This is a genomic window from Aporhodopirellula rubra (assembly GCF_014192335.1).
GTDB classification, from domain to species: domain Bacteria; phylum Planctomycetota; class Planctomycetia; order Pirellulales; family Pirellulaceae; genus Rhodopirellula; species Rhodopirellula rubra.
The window spans coordinates 68,868-88,305 of sequence record NZ_JACHXU010000008.1 but is presented as its reverse complement, the minus strand read 5'-3'; the positions used below and the strand labels follow the sequence as shown (position 1 = coordinate 88,305).

The window sequence follows — 19,438 nt, the reverse complement described above, 5'->3', positions numbered from 1 at the left end:
GTCGATGGCTCTTCCATATCGCCTATCGCTGGTTAAAGGTTATCGCTGGTCAAATCAGACAACGGTCTGCTCAAACTCTCAAATCCAATGGATTCGCGTCGTAAGGATCGGCAAAATTGAGCGGATTGAATCTGAATGGCTCGCCTCAACGCTATCTTAACAGCGGCCGGGACAAAAAAATCCTTTTTTGATTGAACGCGCCCCCTTCTGAATCGCTGCTTCTCCTCTTTGTGGACGAAAAATAACCTCGCTCATGCTTGACGACCTTCTCCAAAACCGACTCACCTCCGCGAACGATCATCCGCTGCGTTCAGACGGCGATTATGTACTGTACTGGATGATCGCCCAACGTCGTTTCAGCTACAACATCGCGTTGCAATACGCGATTGAACGGGCGATCGAGTTCGACTGTCCTCTTCTCATTTTTGAACCACTTCGAGTTCGCTACCAATGGGCGAGCGACCGAATCCACCGGTTCGTCATCGAAGGGATGCGTGACAACGCCGCCTCGGCCAAGAAATTCGGTGTCGCGTACTATCCCTATGTCGAACCAAAACCTGGTCATGGGTCACCGCTGCTGCATCGATTGGCGGAACGGGCGTGTACGGTTGTGACGGACGAGTACCCCTGTTTTTTCCTGCCAACGATGATCGCTGCGGTGAAAGATCGATTACCTGCGCGACTCGAACTCGTCGATGGCAACAGTGTCCTACCGCTTCGCAGTGCCGAGAAAACCTACACGGTGGCTCACAGTTATCGTCGGTATATGCAAAAGAACATCCTCGAAGCGCTTCAGCGTGTGCCCAAGGAAGCTCCCCTGCCCTGCCCTGCTCTGCCCTCCCCTGCCCCAATCGACTCGAAATCGATTCGCCCATCCGATGACTTTCTCGCCTCAAACCTGATTCCGAAAAAGATCCTCAATCGATGGCCGGCCGCGGATTTTCATCAACTGCTCGAGCAAGACGGCATCTCGAAAATACCGATCGATCATGACGTCGTGCCCTCCCCTGTCTGCCCTGGCGGCAGCGTCGAAGCAGATCGTCGACTAGATGATTTCCTCGATCACAACCTCAAACGGTACGACGATGACCGCAATCATCCCGATGAACACGCAACGACCGGACTCAGCCCGCATTTGCACTTCGGACATATTTCGGCGCACGCGTTGGTTCTTCGCGTTTTAGAGAAAGAAGAATGGTCGCCTGACGACGCCTCAAAACCCAACGGGAAGAACCATGATTTTTGGAACGTCAGTGAACCGGCGGAGGGCTTTCTCGACCAAGTCCTCACATGGCGAGAGATCGGATTTAATTGGGCTTTTAAGAATCCTGATTCTTATGACAAACTCGCTTCGCTACCCAATTGGGCTCAGAAATCCTTACAGTCTACCGATGATGATGAGCGGCCTTTTCTCTATTCGCTCGAACAGTTCGAAAACGCCGAGACGCATGATGAATTATGGAACGCCGCACAGAACGAAATCGTCCGCACCGGAATGATGCATAACTACATGCGAATGTTATGGGGAAAGAAGATTTTCCATTGGACTCGTTCGGCCCAAGAAGCGCTCGACGTGATGATTCATTTGAACAACAAATATGGGCTCGACGGACGTGATCCCAATTCCTATTGCGGTATTTTGTGGGTGCTCGGCCGCACCGATCGAGCCTGGGGACCTCGCCGACCGGTGTTCGGGAGCGTCCGTTACATGACCAGTGACAGCGCGCGGAAGAAACTCCGGCTCAAAGAGTATCTCGAACGGTTTTCATGAGAGATTGCAAAAATAGCTGCTATTTCGCGCAAAAACGTTGCAAATATCCCCCCAGATAGCCAGAATCTCTGTTCCCAAATGAGGATTCCTCGAATTTTGAAACTTTGTTGACCGGTTTTGACGAGGCGTCTGCATTTGCTAGTTAACAGCAAAGTTGCTGCCATCAACCCGAGACCCTCACGCACCGGATCCCAACATGAACCGTTTCACCCGTCGTCTCCTCGGCATCGCTTTTGTCGGAGTCACCCTGTCTTGTTTCGTCACACCCGAAACCGCTGAAGCTGGTGGCTACTATCGTCAACGCTATTCATCGTGGAGTTACAAACCGACTAGCTCCTACTACTACAGTCGTTACACCTATCATCCTGTCGTGAGCACGGTGACGACCCGGTATCACTACCACTATGCGGTTCATTACCCCTCGCGTCCACGCTACGTCTACTACTACAACCCTGTCCGCCGTGTGTATTGGGGTCGTTATGACATTCAAGAAGGCGGCTACTCGATGTTGAAGCAAGAAGACCGCAAGGAAAAACTGGAAGAGATCCCTGAATCGGCGTTCCCAAAACCTGCTGAAATGCCTCCGATTCCTGAATCGTCAGATGGCGAAAAAATGGCCAAGCCTGACTTGACGGCGTTGCCGCAACACGACGATGCCCCCGACACGCCTTAATTAACCTGGTACGTCAATGTTGATAAAGGCGTTTTGATTCGCCATCGAATTATCAAGTCCCTATCAAACGATCCGCTACCGCGGTAGTGGATCGAATTCTCTCGTGCGGTCTTACTTCACGTTTTTGAGATTGTTGTCCACGTTTGACTTTGGTTCTTTCACTGTCTCGATGGATGATTCTTTATCGGTAACGTCTTCGTCTGTTGTTTCATCAATAGGCGATTGATCGATCGGGGTAACCACGAATCTCAGAACGGTCCCCTTCATTCCGTCAAATTTGATGGTCGTTGAACCGTCAGCCTTACCCGCATTCCCTTCGAGGAGTGCGTTGACGATCAACCCTTCATCCTCACTGATCCGGTTTTCCACACCCATGATCGTCACGCGTGGGTTATCGCCCAACCAAATCTCTGTTTGATCGACAATTTGATTCAACAGTTCGTCGGTGGCGATTTCAACGAATGAACTGTGCATGAGCGGTTTCAACGCCTCATAGTCTCGTTCGAGCAATTCGGTGAAGAAGATTTCCGTCCGCTCGCGATACAACTCATCACCGACCGGTCCGTCAAACCAATCGTATCCGGGTTTGTCAGGTTCGATTTTGAATTTGATCAGTTTGTCGTTTTGATAAACGAGTTCGGTCGACGTGACTCCGTTGGCGAATTTCATATCTCCGGTAGTCGTGACAACGGTCGACCCGGGAGACGCGTCAAAGTGAATATTGAAGTTGGAACCCGTTTCGTATTTGCATTCACCCATGACGGCATTGATTTCCTTCATCCATGCCAGCATCACGGGAGCATCCACTTCGGCTTGTAGCGAGGGATCGCAGAGTTCGAGGAACGCATCGGCATCTTCGGCAACGATCGTTTCGAAAACCGGTCGTTGGTACGCTTGACTAGAGCGGTTAGTGAGATAGAGCCCGGCACCGCAGAGTGCCACCAGTATCAATCCCACTCCAAATACAGCGATCACTACCCATTTAATCATTTTCTCACCTTTCTCGAGGCCGGTTCGGCTTACTCGGGTCGATTGGAATGGCCAATTTTGGGGTCTCTTTCGAACGACCCGTCAGCGACAAGAATAGCTAATTGATCTCCCCCCGGCCAAAGAAAAATCGAATCGCGTTGACGAGGGTGAAGGCGAGAGGCAATTTCCGTGAGCTGGCATCGCCGTCGAGATCGTGCGTTGGTCGTGATGACCAAAACAGTACCAGCGGAAACAGATACCCCGCACCAGCGTGATGAAAAAGCTGTGTATAACATCACAACGAACACGCGTTTCTTCTCTTTCTGCTTCTAGGTCTGATTTGCATTCTCGCTTCTCCGATTGCCTGTTACCGGTCATCGACAATCGTCGCATTCTCGAGCCGCTCGCAACAGATATGCAGCCGCGTCTTTCGCGATTGGATGGCATTCGAGTCGTCGTGCTGGATGTGTATGGCACATTGGTTATCAGTGGCAGCGGAGAGGTTGGAACGGCGGAAGACAAACGCGAAACCGAAGACGATTCGAATCCGGTGACCGATCCGATCTCGATCGCGGCATCGGCGGCCGGTGTGACGAATCTCGGTCAGTTGCCAACGATGCAACGAGTTCGTGCTCGAATCGAGCGAGTGAACCAGTCTCGATTGTTCGAAACCAACCCACGTCCCGAAATCGAAATATTGGATATCTGGCGGGCTGAGTGGGTCGAAGCTGGACGCCCCGATATTGCGTCAGACCCACCTCTGGTTTGTGAAATTGCTGCTCGGGTCGAATCCATTGCCAACCCAACCTGGCCCATGCCCGGTGCCGCGGACGCGTTGCAAACTCTGCACGCGAGAGGACTTTTGCTCGGGATCGTCAGCAACGCTCAGGTTTTTACGATCCCGTTGGTGGAAGATCTGATCGGCGGTCCGCTGGAAAGTTGTTTCGAATTGAATCTTTGTCATTTCTCAAATCGTTACCGCGCGTCGAAGCCCGGTCCGCTGATGTTTGACCGTCTTGTTCGTGAGTTGGCTCGCCGGAACATCGCTCCGGAACAGGCGGTGTACGTCGGCAACGACATGCTCAATGATGTGTTTGCAGCAAAAAATGCTGGTTTAAAAACAGCATTGTTCGCGGGCGATGCCCGCAGCCTGCGTTTACGGCAAGATCATGCCTCTTGCGCGGACTTATCATCCGACGTGGTGATGACGTCATGGAATCACCTAGTAGAGTGTCTTGGGTGAAGGTCAAAAAAACCCTCTATCGTGAGTAGTGATGGGCGTTCAAATTGGATTCGTAGGGACTCGCTTCGCCGGTACCGATGGCGTCTCTCTCGAGAGTGCGAAATGGGCTCAGGTTCTCTGGGACCATCGCCACGTCAGCCATTGGTACAGCGGTTTGAGTGATCGTGACCCGTCGGTTTCGATGGTGGTGCCTCACGCCTACTTCAATCATCCCGATATCCAGTGGATCAATCGTCGGGCATTCGGCACCCGCACTCGCACGCCCGACGTGACGCAGCGGATCTACACCCTGGCGGATTATCTCAAGGGAACGTTGTACGAATTCACTCGGCGTTATCACCTCGATCTGTTGATCGTGCAGAACGCGTTGTGCATCCCGATGAACATTCCGCTCGGCGTAGCGTTGACGAACTTCATCGCGGAGACGGGATTCCCGACGATCGCCCACCATCACGACTTCTATTGGGAGCGGGATCGGTTCAGCGTCAGTGCGGTGACGGACATGTTATGGATGGCGTTCCCCCCTGCCCTGCCCCAAATCCAAAACGTCACGATCAACTCGTTCGCTCAGGAAGACCTGTCGCATCGTCGTGGCGTTTCGTCGGTGCTCGTTCCTAACGTGTTGGATTTCGAGAACCCGCCACCCGAAGCGGACGAGTATTCTCGCTGTTTCCGCAAAGACATCGGGCTCGCCGAAGACGACATCCTGTTCCTGCAACCGACCCGTGTGGTCCCTCGAAAAGGGATCGAACACGCGATTTCGTTGGTTGCTGCGCTGAAGGACGACCGGTGCAAATTGGTGATCTCTCACGCCAGCGGTGACGAGGGGAATGAGTACCTGCAGGTACTAAAGGATTTGGCAGAGCAGAGCGGCGTGGATCTGAGACTGGTCGACGAGCAAGTCGGCGACAAACGAGGCAAAAACGCTGACGGAAACCGCATTTACACGCTCGCGGACGCCTACTCACAAGCCGATTTCATCACCTATCCGAGCATCTACGAAGGGTTCGGAAACGCCTTGCTCGAAGCCTTCTATTATCGCAAACCGCTGCTGGTCAATCGCTACTCGATCTACGTTGCCGACATCGAGCCGAAGGGTGCGAAGGTGATTTCGATGGACGGATATTTGACCAAAGACGTCGTCGCCAAGGTCAAACGCATCATCAGCGATCAGGCGTACCGCGACGAAATGGTGGATTTCAATTACGAAATCGGTCGGGCGTTTTTCTCTTACGGAGTACTGCGTCGCAAACTCCGAGCACTCGTCACTAACTTCACCGGACAGGATAACCTGTGAGCGAATCAACCGCCGAAACATTACGAAGTCGGATCAAGGATGTTTATGGACACGTTCCACTGCCCCTGTTCGACGGATTGATGCATTTGGTGGGTGATGGTTCGGCAGCCGATGACGACAAACACGCCGACGGTGAACAGTGCGACGCGAACTCTCTGGGTTTGTCTACAACGAGGCGATCTCCCGACGAGGGCAAGCTTTGGGACCACCGCGACGTCGTCTTGATCACGTACGCCGACCAGGTTCGCGAATCGACCGGCGATGGCCAGTCAACGGACCCTAGTGCCGAACCGCCGCGTTCACCGCTCGCCGCCCAGCACCGGTTTTTGGTCGATCATGGTCTCAATGACCTGATCCGATGCGTTCATTTGCTACCGTTTTGCCCCTCGACCAGCGACGATGGTTTCTCGGTCGCGGACTATTTGCGAGTCGATCCTGATTTCGGCACGTGGGACGATATCGCGAATCTCGGTCGCGATTTCGACTTGATGTACGATCTCGTGCTCAACCACTCGTCGCAACAGCACGATTGGTTTCAAAAATTCCTCGCCGGCGACCCCGAACACGCGGACTTCTACGTGACCGCGGATCCCAACGAAGATCTCTCTGCGGTGACCCGTCCACGCAGCCTACCGCTGCTGACGGAGTTTGAATCCGCGGCGGGTACGATTTCGGTTTGGACGACATTCAGCGCCGATCAGGTCGATTTGAACTACGCCAACCCCGACGTGATGTTGGCGATGATCGAAACCCTCGTCGAGTACGCTCGACGAGGTTCGAGGATCGTTCGCCTCGATGCGATTGCGTTTTTGTGGAAGGAGATCGGCACCTCGTGTTTGCATTTGCCGCAAACCCACGCAGCGGTGAAGTTGATGCGATGGGTGCTCGACCGTGCCGTCCCAGGAACATTGATCCTGACGGAAACGAATGTTCCTCACCGCGAAAACATCAGCTACTTCGGCTCGGGCGACGACGAGGCCCACATGGTCTACCAGTTCAGTTTGCCGCCCCTGCTGCTGGACGCCATTCACAGCGGCGATACCGGCGTCTTGACCGAGTGGATGGGCAGTCTGAAGCTGCCATCGGACGAAACGACCTACTTCAATTTCACCGCATCGCATGACGGCATCGGTGTGCGTCCGGCGGAGGGATTGCTGCCGCCTGAGCGGATCGATGCCCTCGCGAAAATCGTTTTGGACGCTGGCGGCAAAGTCGGTATGCGGAATCTAGGTGACGGGTCTCAGAGCCCGTACGAGCTGAACGTCACCTACCTCGATGCGGTCGCCGATCGACGCTCCGTCCCCCCCGCCGAACACTCGCGTCGGTTCCTCGCGACCCAGGCGGTGATGCTGTCGATGCGAGGCATCCCGGCGATCTATTTTCACTCGCTGGTCGGATCCCCCAGCGATTTTGCCGCCGTCGAGTCGTCTGGAATCAACCGCCGAATCAACCGACACAAATACGAACGGACGGAATTGGAAGCGGCGTTGTCGGGACCTGATTCTCTGCAGCGACGAGTGATGGACGGATACCGCAGATTGCTCGATGTGCGTCGCACCCAACCGGCATTCGACCCCGCCGCGTCGCAAACGATGTTGGACCTTCCCACCGATGGATTGATCGGTTGGGTTCGCCAGACCGCCGGTAAGCCGCCCCTGATCGTCGTCGCCAATTTGAGCGAACGGGCTCGCTCTATCGCACCGTCCTCGCTACCAGAGGGGTACGCTCGAGACGTGCTCGCCGAGGAGGATCTCGAACCATCGACCCCACTCGAAATGAGACCTTTCCAAGTGCGTTGGATGGTCTGAACGACCCCTGATTTTTTAACCTGCCGACCCGGTTTGATCGGCCACCCAAGCGGCATACCCTGGGGTCGCTTCGGTGACCGGAGTGACCAAAATTTGGGGTTCGTCGTAAGGGTGATTTTCGGTGAGCCAGTGGATCACCGAAGACGACAAAGAGGCCCTCGTTTTGATGATCAACCGGTACTCCTGATCGACGTGCAAACGGCCCTCCCAGCGGTAGTGGCTTTCGATTGGTGAATCGATCTGGACGCAAGCGGCCAACCGGTTTTCCAACATCGATGATGCGAGTCGCCGAGCTGAGTCTTGATCAGCAACAGTCGTCCAAACGATCACCAACGAGTCCGTTTTCGGATTATTTTCTGGCATTTTTTTAGTCTCATTTGAAGGCGTTTCAGCTTGCCTAGCCCGCTCGAAACCCTGTGGAAAAACTGTCTTTCGAATGTCTGATCACTGTCGATTCTTGTCTGCCTTTTGACCACCCTCCCTCAGTGACTGTCTGGAAGTGTCCAAACAACAGACAAAGATCGACAATCTTCCGACAGCGAGCGGACAAGTTATCCACATGTGAACAACGGCCGTTTGAGTAACGTTTTTACAGTAAATCATGGATCGATCCTTCAAACGTCGACACTCGAGGGCCGCACATTACGACGACGACGATAAAAGATATTAAGTTCTTTGATAGCAAAGACTCTGAGTGAGTCTCTTGGTTGCTAGCAACCTCTGAGTCAGTCCATGAGCCGCTTTGGAATTTGAGGGGGTGCGTCGCTGAGTCCGCCCCGGTAAAACATTCGCTCGACCAAAGCTCATCGTCGCACACGAAAACACTCGCTCATGAAGATCACCTGCCAACGAGATACACTCGCCAACGCGTTCGCACTGGCCGCCAGCATCGCGCCCACTCGGTCGCCCAAGGAGATTTTGCAGAACGTCAAAGTCACCGCGGCAGGTTCCAAGTTGACGCTTTCGGCGACCGACCAAGAGGTGGGAATTCGATTGGATGTGACCGAGGGTGTCGAGATCGAAACCGAGGGAACTGCATTGTTACCGGTTCAACGAACCGGGGCGATTTTTCGTGAGAGCAACGACGAAAAAATCACGATCGAAACCGATGAATCGGGCATCCGAATTTCCGGCAGCCGGAGCAAGTTCCGTTTGCCCGGAAACAACCCCGACGAGTTCCCGAGTGTGCGAGAATTCGACGAGGAGAAGTACCACCAAATTAGCACCCGGCTGTTCCGTGAAATGCTGAAACGGACGGCCTTCGCGACCGATTCGGAATCGAGCCGGTACGCTCTCGGAGGGGTACTCCTGGAGATGGAAGAAAACTCCGTCATCGCGGTTGGAACCGATGGCCGGCGACTCGCCCGGATGGAAGGCACCGGTGAACCCGTCGGCGGTCACCAGACCAACGGGATGACCACGATTGTCCCGACCCGAGCGATCGCGTTGATCGAAAAAGCGCTCAGCGACAAGGATGATACGGTCGAGGTTGCCTCACGCGGAAACGACCTTCTGATTCGCACCCCTCGAGCGGTGATCTCTAGCCGATTGGTCGAAGGCCGATATCCGAATTGGCGGCAAGTGCTGCCCAAGCGAGAGAATGCGGTGCAGATCGATGTGACCGTCGGACCGCTGTTCGCCGCCCTGCGTCAGGCTGCGATCGTGACGGATATCGACAGCCGAGGGGTCGACTTTACCTTCGCCGACGGCACGTTGAAACTTGAGGCGTCCACGGCGGATCTGGGTGAGTCACAAATCGAATTGCCGATCAGCTACGACGGAGAATCGATCACCCTGACGATGGACCATCGTTACCTAGCCGACTTCTGCAAGGTGATGGATTCGGAGGTGACGTTTGTGATGGAAATCGAAAGTTCGAAGTCCCCTGCGCTGCTCAATACCGATGACGGTTACGCCTATGTCATCATGCCGATGGCCCGCGATCGCTAAGGATAGCAATTGAAAAAGAAAGCCCCCAACCCGGACGACGAACGGGGCAAAGGTGCTCGCCGCATCGGGACCCTCGTCTCCGAATTGATGAGCCGGCGGGGTTACGCCAGCGTCGCGACGGACAACGCGATGACGGAGTCAATCGCCAAGAGCGTCGGACCGGCTCTCGCGGGCAGCATCATGGTCGGCAAACTCAGCCGCGGCGTTCTTCAGGTCTACGCGGTCGACAGCGTCGTGATGCAAGAATTGACGTTCCAAAAACGGCAAATCCTTCGTGGTCTGTCCAAGGACCATCCCCAGGCGAAGATCACCGACATCCGCTTCAAACTCGGTGCGAACAAGGCCAGCAGCTGATTGGCGGCCAAAGCGAGTGTTCCCCGTCGCGACCAGCCCAGCTACATTGATGTTTCTACGTGGGTCGGGCAATCCGTCGACGGTTCGCTTTCACAGGCAACCTCCCGCCAGTTCGGCCTTTAGGCAATCCAACTATCCTGGCAGTTCGCCGCGGATACCGATTCGATCAGCACGATGGTTCGGCCGGGCGACTCTTTCAGCACTCGATACTCAACCTGATTCCAGCCATGCTCGCTGCTCGCATTATTCCTTGTTTGGACGTTCATGGTGGCCGGGTCGTCAAAGGGACCAACTTCGTCAATCTCCGTGACGCGGGTGACCCGGTCGAAGTCGCCCGCCGTTACGAGGCAGAGGGCGCCGATGAGTTGGTGTTTCTCGACATCACCGCGAGCCACGAAGAGCGAGACATCCTGTTGGATGTCGTTCGGCGAACAGCCGAGCAGGTGTTCATGCCGTTGACCGTTGGTGGTGGCGTGCGAACGATCGAGGACGTCCGGGCACTGTTGTCGGCGGGGTGCGACAAAGTATCCATTAATTCCTCCGCGGTGACGGATCCCGATTTCGTCAGTCGTGCCGCCGATCGATTCGGTAGCCAGTGCATTGTCGTCAACATCGATCCGAAACGGGTGCAGCGGGACGGCGAAGAATTCTGGGAAGTGCACATCAACGGTGGCCGAAAACCCACTGGTCTGCAGGCGGTCGAATGGGCGAAGCGGGTCGAACAGCTCGGTGCTGGTGAGATTGTTCTGACCAGCATGGACGCTGACGGCACGTGCGACGGGTACGACATTCCGATCACGCGGGCAGTCAGCGAGGCGGTCTCAATCCCAGTCGTCGCCAGCGGTGGGGCCGGCAATCCGGACCATTTGGGAGAGGCAATCCGGGACGGGAAGGCGGACGCTGCCCTGGCCGCCAGTATTTTCCACTTCGGTACGTATTCCATCGATGAGACCAAACGCCGGATGAGAGAGATGGGAATTGCCGTCCGGCTGCCTTAACTCCTTGACCAAAACGGCTTTCGCAAGGAACATGTCGGTCAAACTTTCCCCAAGGCGTTTTCCCTCACCCGAAGTGATTGCTCGTGTCAGATGTGGTACCAGTTCGTAATGCGTTGATTAGTGTCAGTGACAAGATGGGGCTGACCGATCTGGCTGCCGGTCTGCGGGCTGCGGGAGTGACGATCTACAGCACCGGTGGAACTCGGTCTCACCTGGAAAATTCCGGGATCGATGTCGAAGACGTCGCTGATTACACGGGTTTTCCCGAAATGCTCGACGGACGTGTCAAAACGCTCCATCCGAGAATTTTCGCGGGGATTCTCGCCCGCCGCGACCGCGAAGATCATCTCGAAACCATCGCCGATCACGATATCGAGCCTTTTGATCTCGTTGTGGTCAACCTGTATCCGTTTGCCGCTACCGCCAGCCGAGCAGGCGTCAGTCGCGAGGAATGCATCGAGCAGATCGACATCGGCGGTCCCAGCCTCGTGCGGGCGGCAGCGAAAAACCAAAACGACGTGGCGATCGCGACCAGTCCTGAACAATACAGCGAAATTATCGAACAACTGCAGAGCGTTGGTGGAACGACGTCAGACCTCCGCCGACAACTCGCCGCGGAAGCTTTCGATCACACCGCAACCTACGACCGGGCGATTGCCGACTACCTGCAGGGCGAAACGATCAGTGGCGAGTTCCCACAAACGATGCACGTTTCGCTGCGACGAAAGACGCAACTCCGCTACGGCGAAAACCCTCACCAACGGGCGGCACTCTACAGCGACCACTCCGATCGATCGGCAAACCTTGTCTCGGCACGGCAAATCAGCGGGAAGGAACTTTCCTACAACAACCTGCTCGATCTCGATGCCGCTCTCGAGATAGCTCGCGGTTTTGCCGATCCGGCCGCCTCCGTCATCAAACACAACAATCCCTGTGGTGCCGCGACTGCGAAGACTTTGGTCGACGCCGTCTCCGGAGCCATGGCTGGTGACCCACTCAGTGCGTTCGGCAGCGTCATTGGCATGAACCGCACGGTTGACCTCGCCACGGCAGAACTGTTGTGCGAACCAGGTCTGTTCATCGAAGCGATTGTTGCCCCAGACTTCGAAGCCAGCGCCGTCGGGTTGCTCACCACTCGTCCGCGTTGGAAAGATAACGTGCGATTGATGCAGGTCGGCAGACTCGACGGAGAAGCGTCGAAGGTTGCTCGCCGGTTCATCAGCGGTGGCATGCTGGTTCAAGACGCCGACCGTATGTCGAGTTCGTCGTTGCAGTGGAAGACCGTCACGAAAACCCCCGTCGATGACGAACTGTGGGACGATATCTCGTTCGGCTGGGAGATGGTACGACACGTGAAGAGCAATGCCATCGTGCTCGCAAAGGATACTTCACTGATCGGCGTCGGTGCGGGCCAAATGAGCCGCGTCGACAGTGTTGAGATCGCGATCGACAAGGCGGGTGACCGCAGCGATGGGTCCGTCCTCGCCAGCGACGCGTTCTTCCCCTTCCCCGATTCGATCGAAGCGGCTGCCAAAGCTGGCGTGGTCGCAATCATTCAACCGGGCGGATCACGCCGTGACGATGAAGTGATCGCTGCGTGCGATGAATACGAGATTCCGATGGTCTTCACCGGCCGTCGCCACTTCAAACACTAGGATCGAATCGCTCGGTTCCATCGCTCTTTCGCTTGCGTCCTCCTAACTCACGCCGTGTCGTTACTCACGGCACCGAGTGCGCAATCACCAGCCGCTGTGTACAATGTGCAGCTTCTCAGCAGCAGTGATCCTTTCGCGGAAAAACAGACGATGAGTAACGCCGAAATAACACTCCATCGCAGCGGCATTCGTGCCCGCATGTCGGTCCCACTGATCAGAGCATTTTTGGTTTGCCTGATCGGGTTGTCAGTCTCGCAGGCGTGTTTTGCGGACGATGAAACGAAACCCAACATCCTGTTTCTCTTCGCCGATGACTTGGCTTACAACTGCGTAGCCAACGGTGGTAACGATCAGGTGATCACCCCCAACCTCGATGAGTTGGCACGACGAGGCACCTCTTTCACCCACTGCTACAACATGGGAGGGTGGAACGGTGCGGTTTGTCAGGCTAGCCGTGCGATGTTGAACACAGGACGTTTCCTCTGGAACGCTCACGCTCTCGAAGGCAGTATCCGCAAAACCGAATTGCCCGAAAAACGGCTTTGGGCACAACGCCTTGAATCCGCCGGATATGACACTTACTTCACCGGGAAATGGCACGTCAGCGCCAGTGCTGATTCGGTGTTTGGAACCGCACGAAACGTCCGTGGTGGGATGCCAGAACAAACACCCCAAGGATACATCCGCCCCCTCAGCCCCGAAGACAAAGTATGGCAACCTTGGGATAAAAAGTTTGGTGGGTTCTGGGAAGGAGGCAAGCACTGGAGCGAAGTCGTAGCCGACGACGCTGAGCTGTTCTTCGAGTCGGCCGGTCAATCCGACAACCCGTTCTTTATGTATATCGCGTTCAACGCGGCACACGATCCACGGCAGGCTCCCAAAGAGTTTGTCGATATGTACCCGTTCGAAGAGATCGAGATCCCGCAGCCTTTCTACGAGGAATATCCCTACCAAATCGGCAGCAACTACGTACGAGATGAAAAACTCGCTCCGTTTCCTCGGACGAAGTATTCAGTCCAAATCAATCGACAAGAATACTACGCCATCATCACGCACATGGACCGTGAGATCGGACGTGTTCTCAAGGCACTCGAAGATTCAGGCAAAGCAGACAACACTTACATCTTCTTCACTGCCGATCATGGGCTCGCCGCCGGCCATCACGGTTTGATGGGAAAGCAGAATATGCATGATCACAGTATGCGTGTTCCCTTTACTGTGGTCGGTCCCGATATTCCCGAGTCAAAGAAAATTGACTCGAGCATCTATCTTCAAGACGTCGTCCCTACGACTTTTGAAATCGCGAAAATGGAGAAACCCGATGAAGTCGATTTCAAAAGCATGTTGCCGTTGATCAACGGAGAGCGGGAACGTTCTTATGATTCGATCTATGGTGCGTACATTGACTTCCAACGGATGATTGTCGACGGAGACTACAAACTGATTGTGTACCCGAAGATCAACAAGAAACAGCTTTTCAACCTGGCCGATGATCCGCTCGAAGAAAACGATCTGATCGATGATCCTGAACAATCGGTACGGATCGCGATGTTGACTGAAAAGCTCGAAGCTCTTCAACAAGAGATGAACGACCCGCTCGCTAAGAAATAGTGCGACCGATTAGCCGGACATCGCTCAACTTTCATGTAGTTCAGCCGTTCCAAGGCTGAGAATATCACGCGATGCGACAGTGGAGTCTTCGATCGCTTCGCCATGTGAAACGGAACACCATTCGATGTCCATCAATGTGGCGACTTTGTGAAACAGTTCCGACAGATGACCGACCGCTAAAGCGCCATGGTGCGTGGGGGCCAAGGCAAACCAGTCGTTCATCATTTGACTCGGTCCGCGATCAAATCGGACGTGCGTCATCGTGTTTCCAATTTTCAGGATCGGAGCATCGATTGCGATCCCTTCGTTGCCGATAAAACGCAGGCGACCTTCACCCGTTTGCGTCAAGTTCAACAGCGTCACGGGTCCCTTCTGGACTGTCGCTTCGACACTCACACCGGTACCCCATTTTCCGTGATACAGCCCCATTCCTCGTAGAATCGGCTTTTGGTCAGAGATGGCGATATGAAACGGTCCATCGTGGCCCAAGATAATGGTGCCATGGTTGTAGTCCGATGAAACGATCTCGGTGTAGCTACCACCGGCCTCGAGAATGTCGCAAATCTTCATCGCCACGGCCGTCTTCATGTCGCCTTCACCACTGCAGGGAATCCCTTGAGCGGTCAGCAACGAGTTGCCCAGGATTAGAGACTCTTGCAATTGCTCGTAGGCGTTTCCTTCGCGTCCACGGTAATAATACGTGAGCGCATCCAGGTCGAAATCTCGCACGAGCTTCTCTTGAGCGACCGCAACGCGACACGCGATGTCAAGTTGTTCGGGCTTGGGTTTGCGTGCCAACGGGTCAGCGGGTGAGTCTTCACTGATGACGAACATCTCATGGACTTGTTCCAGCTTCTCCCTGGTTTCCGCCACCGTGACCGACTGGGCCAATCGATCCAAGTCACACATCTCCATCACCTCGATGTGCATTCCGGTACCGGCGCCCATCATTGTAAAATCGCTGTACATGTCGAGCATGCCAGGATAGGTATGACCTAAGAAACCCATCCGACCCTCGCGAAGCGTCCGTACCGCGGCGGATGCTTTCACCCAAGCATGGATTTCTTCCCACGCGGCGATTGCCTCGGGATGGTTCGATGTGCATTCATCCGCAAGTGAAATCTTGGGGGTTTCAGTCAGACCGAGCAGCCCGGAAACAATATGGAAGTCGATGCCGCTACGATTGAACGCGTTTGAAATTTCAGGGACGCAGCATCCGACGCAATGAGCCAACCACTCGCCCGTCGTTGTTTTTGCGTAATTCATCGCGGCGGTGGGTTGTAGGTTCAATACAACAACCGGACGCTGACAATGCCGCGCGATGCTGATATGCGAAGCACTCATCGCATAGGTCGCGGCGTGACAAAAGATAATGTCAACATTGGCGGCGTTGAACTTCTCCGCCGCCGCGCGGGCTCCCGATTCACTGTCGATCATCCCGGCATTGCAGACCTCACCGTGAGTACCAATCTGCTGTGCGATGAAGCGGTTGTATCCGAGCAATCGATCGAGCAATCCGTCAAACTGGTTCCAATAGTGTTCGTGGCCGACCGAATAGAGACCGACGCGTGGGGTCTTAATCGGTTTGATAGGGTCGAACAGAGACATCGTTGTATTCCATAACACAGGTGAAAATCGTTTCGTGTAGTCGGGCGTACGGAAGCCAATTTCGTTGAAAAGTGGATCCATTCACCGATGCGTTGCCAGGTGGCATTCATTCGCAAATTCAAGAACGCATTAATTCGATTCGTCGACACATAATTTGACCGGACCGAGTAAGCCGGAAGGTTCGAGTGTCCATTGATTGGTGACAGTGATGTTAGTGCGAGTCAAACGTTGGTTTTCGGGTAGATCCCGATCGCCAATCAGGCGGTTCCTCCACGAATTGACGACGGTCACCGAGAGCGAGTTCTCCCCTTCTTTGAGGGCATCGGTCACGTACACTCGGAAAGGCGGACGCCATACCACGCCGAGGTCTTTTCCGTTCAGCGACACTCGCGCGATACCGACGTCTTTCACGTCGCCCAGTTGCAATGAAATTGGTTGATTCCGTTGATGCTCATCGATCGAGAAAGTCGTCTTGTAGACTGCTTTGCCGGAGTAATGCTTAATGCCCGGTATGTCGCTTTTCGTCCAGTCCGACAGAGTCTCGAAATGAACTGGTTCGTCGGGACCGCCCCACCGAGAGTCAAACTTGACTTGCCATGGTCCTTGGATGGTTTCCTTGACTGTCCATAACGGAGAATTGGGGCCGTCGTTTCTCAAATTTTGCTCGGAGGACTGACGGAAGACGACGAACAGACTGCCAAAGGGATCCAATACCACCGGAATTTCCGTGCAATGATCGTTGACGGAAAACGTCTGGGCCTCACGGATGGAACCGTCCACGGCATCCCATAATTCGGGAAGACGTCCGGTAACGCGAAAGCCCGCCTGCAGTTTTGCTGGTTTGCCCTTTGTCTCGCAAACGAAATAGACATCGTCATCGCCGATTCGATAGTGAATCCACTGGATGTCTTCTGTCCGATCGGTTCCTTCGATGTGTACGTCCGAAGTGACTTCCATGGAATGTAGAAGTTCACGCGCGGTCATTCCCCATGCGACGTGTCCGCTTCCGACATTGTGAACTCCTGACTCGTCGACCGGTTCGTCGGACGATCCCCACAATCCATCGGCGAGTTGTTGGAACTGCATCCGGCCTCCCGCACCACCTTCCAGGCTTACGGCATGGGTTGGTTTGCTTCCGAGTACCGTTCCGCCACTACGAACGAGGGAGTTGATTTTTTGCAGAACGCCAAGTGACAGAACGCGATGATCGGGCAACACGAGGACACGGTACTTCATGCCTGATGGCAATTCGAAGCGACCTTGTTGGAAGGTTAGGCGATCGAGCAAGAGTTCTTCGCTGAGCACGTCGTAATCGAAATCCGGCAGGGCTCCGGCAGGATCTGCTTCTTTGAGGGTCGCGATGTTCGGGATGTGATCGCCGTAATAGTAGAGGACATCGGCGACAAATTGGCCGCGTTGGGCGATGTACTGACAACGACGGAAGTAGTCGATCAATGCTGTCGATTCATGCCACCAGGTGACCTGCGGATTGAAGTGCGTTCCGGCAAAGTACTCTTGCCCTGGGACACCCATTTCTTTGGGTGAGGCGGTGAAGGTGTGGTTGAACAGGAGGTTGAGGCCCGCGCAATACTCGTGATCAAAGCTCGGTTTCATCGACGACCAGGGAACATCGTTCCAATGTGGACCAATAGTGGTGAAGCCTTCGGCACCGACGAGCTTTTTGCCATAGGTGTGTGCGGCCGAGGCGGCTTGTTTGACAAAGAATCGATCCGGCGGATTGGGGCGATGAGCCGAAGGCGACCAAAACTCGCTCATCATCAATTCGCTACGTCCGTAGTTCTTTAGACCGTCGAGCGGTCCAGCATGCGGTCCCGAGCATTCCGGGTGGGTGCCCATACCGTATCGGTCGGCAATCGTAGCGAGGTGACCATAGTGGTCGGCAATGCGGTCGCCAATCGTCTTGCGAAAGTCCGCCAGGAACGCGTTGGAATCTTCCCGGCTTTCAACGACATATCCTGCCAACACGGCCAACCAAGGAATCGGATCGTATCCTCGGTTGAGCTTAAACGTTTCTTCGAATCCTGGCGTCCAATTCATACCGCCGCCTTCCCAACTATCGGTATGGATATACTTTAGCGTGGTGCCTGCCAGAGGACCGATCGCGTTCATCAGCGGCGCGATGTTTCGGTTCCAATACGCGTCGAGTGAACCGGGATTCATGTAGTCAAGGACGCGGCCGCTCCAGCCCGCGCTGTGTGTCGAAACATGCGCGTTGACGTTCGTGTGGCCAATCCGCAGTACCATCCAACGTCCCTGCGGAGCGTCCCAACACAGCGTCCCGTCGGCATCGGTTTGTTCAGTGAGATTCACGATTTCATCGAACGGCACAACGTGTTCGCCCGGGATCGCTGGTTCAGTATCCAACAAGAAACGGCAATCCGGGGCCGACATCCCCAATTCACGTGTGGAACTCTTCAATAATAGATGCTTGATCGGTTGATGCGTGCGCGATGCGGGCAAGCCGAGTTGAGAAAGTTCAATTTCAGAGACTTGAACGTTACGTGGGATACCGTCGACCGGAGCCGGGTCATACGCATCGGTGAAAAGTAATCGAACGCACGCGGTGGACTGAGGCGGGAAAGTCGCCGTGACTTTCTCTCCGTTTGGGATCGTGATCCGGCGCACGGTTTGGAATGTTTGGGCGTTGAGCGAAACTTGAACCTCACATTCACGCGGTCCATATTGCGATCGACCTTGCAATGCCACTTCGCCAATCTCCGCGGGCTCGGAGAGTTTGATCAGCAACCACTGAGGTGTCTTTTGCGTCGGTCCTTTTCCGGACACCCAGAGCGTGTCCTGTTTCGCATCCATCGCGAGGCTAGCATCGCGACCGCTCTGCGTAGAACTCGCTTCGATTTCAAATGACAATTCGCGGCCAGCTACACTTGAGGCTGCGCGAGCGGGAACAGCGATGACGGCAACATCACGGTAGAACTCACGTGCGTTTGGATGGGTGAGTTTTTGAATGACTTGAGTGCCACCCGTCACTTCCGTATTCGACCACACGAGCGTTTGTGTTGCTTCGGCGGCGGTCACCTTTGGGCCGCCCAAGTTCCAACCGCTTTGGATATTGAGACTGAGTTCCAATCCCAAGCGATCGGCTTCTTTGCAAGCGTGCACAAACAACTCCGTCCAGGCAGGGCTGCCAAAGGTTGGACCGGCAGGAATTTTTTGATTGCCCCGTTGATTGCTGCCGTCGGCGTCGAAGATCAAGGCACCGCTGAAGCCCTTGTCCTTCATCTCTTCCAATTCATGAATGATCGACGCTTTGGTCACGTTTCCGTTTAGCCACCACCAAAAGGCACGAATGCCAGCGTCCTGCGGCGGCGATTGAAATCGTTTGGCTAGCGAATCGTCCGCACCAGCGACCGAGCTGAAAAAGATGAGTGCGATGACAGCGATTATCTGCGTGCTTCCGTGCACGCGGCGATTGGTGCAAAGGTGACCAGTCATATGGCGATCAAGATGCGAGACGATGAT

14 protein-coding genes are annotated in these 19,438 nt (G+C 54.8%); 10 read left to right on the top strand and 4 right to left on the bottom strand.

What is annotated here, in order from left to right:
- The first annotated feature begins 253 nt into the window (after positions 1-253).
- Positions 254-1,771 carry a deoxyribodipyrimidine photolyase gene (locus FHS27_RS12730; protein WP_184305318.1) on the top strand — a complete coding sequence of 506 codons (1,518 nt, stop codon included), beginning with the start codon at positions 254-256 and terminating at the stop codon, positions 1,769-1,771.
- A gap of 196 nt (positions 1,772-1,967) precedes the next feature.
- The gene (locus tag FHS27_RS12725; RefSeq protein ID WP_184305317.1) at positions 1,968-2,444 is read left to right on the top strand and encodes a hypothetical protein; all 477 of its coding nucleotides are present in this window, start codon (positions 1,968-1,970) and stop codon (positions 2,442-2,444) included.
- Between the two features lie 111 nt (positions 2,445-2,555).
- Here the strand turns inward: FHS27_RS12725 and FHS27_RS12720 are convergent, their stop codons facing one another.
- On the bottom strand, positions 2,556-3,434 hold the full coding sequence (locus tag FHS27_RS12720) for a hypothetical protein (RefSeq protein ID WP_184305316.1): 879 nt from the start codon (positions 3,432-3,434) through the stop codon (positions 2,556-2,558).
- A 319-nt stretch (positions 3,435-3,753) separates the two neighbouring features.
- Here FHS27_RS12720 and FHS27_RS12715 point away from each other — a divergent pair, with 319 nt between their 5' ends.
- Genes FHS27_RS12715 through FHS27_RS12705 form a run of 3 tightly spaced genes read left to right on the top strand, consistent with a single transcriptional unit; the run spans position 3,754 to position 7,761 of the window.
- The gene (locus FHS27_RS12715; RefSeq protein WP_184305315.1) at positions 3,754-4,656 is read left to right on the top strand and encodes an HAD family hydrolase; all 903 of its coding nucleotides are present in this window, start codon (positions 3,754-3,756) and stop codon (positions 4,654-4,656) included.
- A gap of 31 nt (positions 4,657-4,687) precedes the next feature.
- Positions 4,688-5,953 carry a glycosyltransferase family 4 protein gene (locus tag FHS27_RS12710; protein WP_009100902.1) on the top strand — a complete coding sequence of 422 codons (1,266 nt, stop codon included), beginning with the start codon at positions 4,688-4,690 and terminating at the stop codon, positions 5,951-5,953.
- Positions 5,950-7,761 carry a sugar phosphorylase gene (locus tag FHS27_RS12705; RefSeq protein WP_184305314.1) on the top strand — a complete coding sequence of 604 codons (1,812 nt, stop codon included), beginning with the start codon at positions 5,950-5,952 and terminating at the stop codon, positions 7,759-7,761. The genes FHS27_RS12710 and FHS27_RS12705 overlap by 4 nt, the downstream gene beginning before the upstream one ends.
- Positions 7,762-7,776: 15 nt before the next feature.
- Here the strand turns inward: FHS27_RS12705 and cutA are convergent, their stop codons facing one another.
- Positions 7,777-8,124 (bottom strand): divalent-cation tolerance protein CutA, encoded by a 348-nt coding sequence (gene cutA / locus FHS27_RS12700; protein ID WP_184305313.1) that lies wholly within the window; start codon positions 8,122-8,124, stop codon positions 7,777-7,779.
- A 468-nt stretch (positions 8,125-8,592) separates the two neighbouring features.
- Here cutA and dnaN point away from each other — a divergent pair, with 468 nt between their 5' ends.
- The 5 genes from dnaN (at position 8,593) to FHS27_RS12675 (ending at position 14,329) form a co-directional block, all read left to right on the top strand.
- On the top strand, positions 8,593-9,711 hold the full coding sequence (gene dnaN / locus FHS27_RS12695; RefSeq protein WP_009100905.1) for a DNA polymerase III subunit beta: 1,119 nt from the start codon (positions 8,593-8,595) through the stop codon (positions 9,709-9,711).
- 9 nt (positions 9,712-9,720) lie between these two features.
- Positions 9,721-10,065, top strand: a complete 345-nt coding sequence (locus FHS27_RS12690; RefSeq protein WP_184305312.1) for a DUF721 domain-containing protein — start codon at positions 9,721-9,723, stop codon at positions 10,063-10,065.
- Positions 10,066-10,292: 227 nt separating this feature from the next.
- Positions 10,293-11,063: an imidazole glycerol phosphate synthase subunit HisF gene (gene hisF / locus FHS27_RS12685; RefSeq protein ID WP_184305311.1), complete on the top strand. Its 771-nt coding sequence runs from the start codon at positions 10,293-10,295 to the stop codon at positions 11,061-11,063.
- Between the two features lie 92 nt (positions 11,064-11,155).
- Positions 11,156-12,718 carry a bifunctional phosphoribosylaminoimidazolecarboxamide formyltransferase/IMP cyclohydrolase gene (gene purH / locus FHS27_RS12680; RefSeq protein ID WP_184305430.1) on the top strand — a complete coding sequence of 521 codons (1,563 nt, stop codon included), beginning with the start codon at positions 11,156-11,158 and terminating at the stop codon, positions 12,716-12,718.
- Positions 12,719-12,868: 150 nt separating this feature from the next.
- Positions 12,869-14,329 carry a sulfatase-like hydrolase/transferase gene (locus tag FHS27_RS12675; protein WP_221225063.1) on the top strand — a complete coding sequence of 487 codons (1,461 nt, stop codon included), beginning with the start codon at positions 12,869-12,871 and terminating at the stop codon, positions 14,327-14,329.
- 24 nt (positions 14,330-14,353) lie between these two features.
- Here FHS27_RS12675 and FHS27_RS12670 read toward each other — a convergent pair whose 3' ends face one another.
- Together FHS27_RS12670 and FHS27_RS12665 are read right to left on the bottom strand one after the other, a co-directional pair.
- Positions 14,354-15,937, bottom strand: coding sequence for an L-fucose/L-arabinose isomerase family protein (locus FHS27_RS12670; protein WP_184305310.1), 1,584 nt, complete (start codon positions 15,935-15,937; stop codon positions 14,354-14,356).
- Positions 15,938-16,066: 129 nt separating this feature from the next.
- The gene (locus FHS27_RS12665; RefSeq protein WP_221225062.1) at positions 16,067-19,411 is read right to left on the bottom strand and encodes a glycosyl hydrolase; all 3,345 of its coding nucleotides are present in this window, start codon (positions 19,409-19,411) and stop codon (positions 16,067-16,069) included.
- Positions 19,412-19,438 lie beyond the last annotated feature (27 nt).